Annotated in this window: 4 protein-coding genes and 1 pseudogene; 1 reads left to right on the top strand and 4 read right to left on the bottom strand. The window is 63.8% G+C overall.

Annotation, left to right across the window (positions count from 1 at the left end):
- A pseudogene (locus ID132_RS13195) lies at positions 1-342 on the top strand (TetR family transcriptional regulator); the annotation flags it as partial.
- Positions 343-375: 33 nt separating this feature from the next.
- Here the strand turns inward: ID132_RS13195 and ID132_RS10240 are convergent.
- The 4 genes from ID132_RS10240 to ID132_RS10225 all read right to left on the bottom strand — a co-directional run bounded on the left by ID132_RS10240 (position 376) and on the right by ID132_RS10225 (position 3,188).
- Complete coding sequence (locus ID132_RS10240; RefSeq protein WP_193128535.1) at positions 376-1,470, bottom strand: YihY/virulence factor BrkB family protein; 1,095 nt, start codon at positions 1,468-1,470, stop codon at positions 376-378.
- Between the two features lie 62 nt (positions 1,471-1,532).
- On the bottom strand, positions 1,533-2,096 hold the full coding sequence (locus tag ID132_RS10235; RefSeq protein ID WP_125106646.1) for a DUF3618 domain-containing protein: 564 nt from the start codon (positions 2,094-2,096) through the stop codon (positions 1,533-1,535).
- Positions 2,093-2,506 (bottom strand): phage holin family protein, encoded by a 414-nt coding sequence (locus tag ID132_RS10230; protein WP_125106645.1) that lies wholly within the window; start codon positions 2,504-2,506, stop codon positions 2,093-2,095. The genes ID132_RS10235 and ID132_RS10230 overlap by 4 nt, the downstream gene beginning before the upstream one ends.
- Complete coding sequence (locus ID132_RS10225; protein WP_125106644.1) at positions 2,484-3,188, bottom strand: ATP synthase subunit B family protein; 705 nt, start codon at positions 3,186-3,188, stop codon at positions 2,484-2,486. The genes ID132_RS10230 and ID132_RS10225 overlap by 23 nt, the downstream gene beginning before the upstream one ends.
- Positions 3,189-3,377 lie beyond the last annotated feature (189 nt).

The following is a 3,377-nucleotide window of genomic DNA, read 5'->3' as shown; positions in this document are numbered from 1 at the left end:
CCCCTACCCGGCCACCAACGCGCTCAGCCGACTACACCCTCGTTCACGAAGAGCCGGTTTACGGACGCGCAAACGGTCGATGCGTATCGGTCCTTCAGCAGCTTCCTGCTCGGTCAACTCTTGCTGGAATCCGCGGTTCGGGGAGCTGAGACCGGCCCGGTGGAAGAACCGCTCGACGAAGGAAACGCGGATATACCCGAGCGTGACGGGAGCATCGGCTTGGATGACGCTCCGGAGGTCCGTCGGCTACGGGCTCTTCTGAGCGAGGACCATTCCGACGAAGAATTCGAAGTATCGCTGGAAGTACTCCTCGACCGTTTCGCCGGGGAGCTGTCCCAGTAGCTGCGGCGTGAGCGCCCCGAGCGAGGCCGTCCGTCAGTGTTCTCTGGCAGGACCGGGGGTGGTCGCGTCCTTGGCTGTGTCGTCGGGGTCGGCATTCTGTCGGATCTCTCGGCCCTTCTCGATGTCCTGCCGCTCCTTCTCGGCGGCCTTGTCGCTCTTGCGGGTGTCGCGCGAAGGTAGCTGGATGTCCTCCTCGGCGGCGATGCCCGCCTGCAGCTGGCGACCTCGCTCGAGCTCAGCATCGAACTCCGCGCCGAACAGCAGCGCGAGGTTCGCGATCCACAGCCAGAGCAAGAAGATGATGATCCCCGCAAGGGATCCATAGGTGCGGTCGTAGTTCGAGAAGTTTCCGACGTAGAACCCGAAGGCTGCGGTGGCGAGTGCGAGCACGATGATCGCTAGCAGGGCGCCCATGCTGATCCACCGGAATTTTGGCTGCTTCGCGTTCGGGGTGGCGTAGTAGAGGATGGCGACGACCAACACCACGATGAATATGAGCAACGGCCACTTGGCGATGGACCAGACCGTCTGGGGTACGTCGCCGATGCCGAGGGCGTCGCCGATCGCTTTGGTGACGTTGCCGGAGACGACAAGAATGATCGCGGCGATGACGAGCAGCACGATCGTGATCACGGTGACCAGCAGCTGGACGGGCTTCAGCTTCCAGAACGGCCGCCCCTCCTCGATCTCGTAGATCCGGTTCATCGCACGGCTGAACGCTCCCACGTACCCGGATGCTGACCAGATGGCCAGCAGGATGCCGGTGATGAGAGCGAAACCGGCACCCGGAGACTCGGCGATCTGCTCGATCGGCCCGCGGATTGTGTCGACCGTGTCGCCGGGAGCGACCTGCTCGATGATTCCCAGGACCGCATCGCTGGCGGCTTTTCCCTGCCCGACGACACCCAGTAGCGAGAAGATTGCAATCAGGCCGGGGAACAGCGACAGCACCGCATAATACGTCAGGGAGGCGGCGATGTCGGTGCACTGGTCCGAGGAAAACTCGCGAATCGTCTTCCGCAGTACGTATTTCCAGGACCTCTTGTGCAGATCGTCTGGGGAATCGGGCTTGCCTGATGCTTCGGGGTCTGGGGCGTTGCGCGGGGTGGAGGGGGCTGTGCTGGTCATTGCAGGTTCCTTCGTGAAGGGGCGGGCCCGTCGTATGACGGGCCCGCCCGATTCGCGCGGGTTCAGCTGTCGGAGATGTTATCGCGAGCGTGCTGAGCCTGGTCTCTCACGTCGCTGGCCGCGCCCTGGGCTTCGTCCTTGACTGTGGCGACGGAGTCCTGCGCCGACGACTTCACGGATTCGACCGACGCCTGCAGAGGCTCCTTCAGATGATCGCCGACTTCTTTCGCAGCATCGGTGACCTCGTCAACCAGCGGCTGCGCCTGCTCCTTGACGGTTGCAGCGAGGTCTTTCTCCTTCGATGATGCGGGGATCAGCGAGGCGATGACCAAGCCGGCGCCGAAGGCGATCAAACCGACGGCGAGCGGGTTCCCTTCCGCCTTCGCGACGGCGCGGTCTTTCAGATCTCCCGCGTGAGAGCCCGCATCCGTCAGCGACGAGCCGGCGTCATCCGCTGCGCCCATCACACGCTCCCGGACGGAGGTGAACGCACCGCGGACCTTGTCGACCTGTCGGTCCACGATCTTCGACGGGGAGACCTTATCGGCCAGGGCGTCCACGTCCATGTCGAGGTCTTGGCGGGTCCGCTCGATCTCGGCGCGGATCTCGTCGGGTGAATCGCTCATCGGTTCTCCTCATTTCTCTTCAGCGTTTCGGGGATCTCTTTCAGGGTGTCCACGGTCTGCGGGATACCCTTCACTTGCTTGATCTGGCTGCGCCCAACCAGGAACAGGATCAGGGCAATGAGTGCCCACAGGACCGCGACGACAACGCCGGACCAGCCGCCGCCCATCAACGTTCCCAGAGCCCACCACAGCGCGACGGACAGGAAGAACACCGCCATCAGTGCGCCGTAGCCGGCGGCACCCATCAGGCCCGCACCCTTGGCGGACTTCGTGGCCGACTCCTTCAACTCTGCTTTGGCGAGGACGACCTCCTGGCGCATCAGCGTCGAAATGTCACGGGACACTTCCCCGAGGAGATCTCCGATCGAGGTGGATGCGGCTTTCGCTTCAGACGGTGTCGGGTCGGTCATAGCCGTCCTCCCCGAGAAGGTCCGGACGGCTAGAAGCCGTCTGTGAGTAGACGGAGGTGCCGCCCGCGCCGAGGTCGTTCACAACAGGGACAGGTACCGAAGGGTCCGGGTGCACCTGCTGAGGCGGCGACACCGGTGCCGGTGAGGCGTTCTTCTCGTCCGACGCGTTCGGGGCAAGGGCACGCGTCAGGCGGCCGACGACGATTCCGCCGATCGCTGCGGCGAGGATGAACGTGCCCGGCTTACGACGGGCATAACGCTTGACTTCGGTGAGCACGGAACCGGGATCGCGGTCACCGAGCCACGTCGCGGCTGCGGACAGACGACCCGAGACCTGCTGGACCAGATCGCTGGCGACGCCGCTGCCCTCGGAGTTCGTGGCCATGGAACCGAGTTCATCACTGACCGAGCGAAGACCTCCCGCGAGGCGCTGCTGCTGCGTGTTGGCCTGCTCCGACAGCTCCCGCTGGGTCTGCGCGTACAGATCCTTCGCCTGAGTCTTCGCCTCCCCTACGACAGAAGCCGCTTCATCCTTGGCCGTACCCAGAACATCCTTCGCCTGCGACGCGGCCGTGTCTTTCAGTTCAGAGGCTTCCTGCTTGGCAGCGTCCACCTTGTCGGAGGAATCCGGGGATCGCACGCCCGAGCCGCTCGGGCTGGTCGTCTCATAGTTGTCCGACATTAGTGCTCCTCTCGCTGACCGATCAAACCGATCGATGAAACCGATTATGGACCCCGCACCCGACTTCATCAAGACCCTTGCGCCGAACAGCCTTACGGGGCTCATCACAATCCAGGGTGTAGTCGGGGTCTGAACCCTCCGGCCTCGAGTAGCGATCGCGTGATGTAGTGCGGCAGGTTCCGGAATCCT

The organism is Gulosibacter sediminis (assembly GCF_014904065.1).
GTDB lineage: Bacteria > Actinomycetota > Actinomycetes > Actinomycetales > Microbacteriaceae > Gulosibacter > Gulosibacter sediminis.
This window is presented reverse-complemented; position numbering and strand designations above follow the sequence as displayed.

What these genes read in the sequence shown, in the direction of transcription:
- ID132_RS10240 (WP_193128535.1), bottom strand. Translation starts at nt 1,470, where the DNA reads ATGACCAGCACAGCCCCCTCCACCCCGCGCAACGCCCCAGACCCCGAA.
- ID132_RS10235 (WP_125106646.1), bottom strand. Translation starts at nt 2,096, where the DNA reads ATGAGCGATTCACCCGACGAGATCCGCGCCGAGATCGAGCGGACCCGC.
- ID132_RS10230 (WP_125106645.1), bottom strand. Translation starts at nt 2,506, where the DNA reads ATGACCGACCCGACACCGTCTGAAGCGAAAGCCGCATCCACCTCGATC.
- ID132_RS10225 (WP_125106644.1), bottom strand. Translation starts at nt 3,188, where the DNA reads ATGTCGGACAACTATGAGACGACCAGCCCGAGCGGCTCGGGCGTGCGA.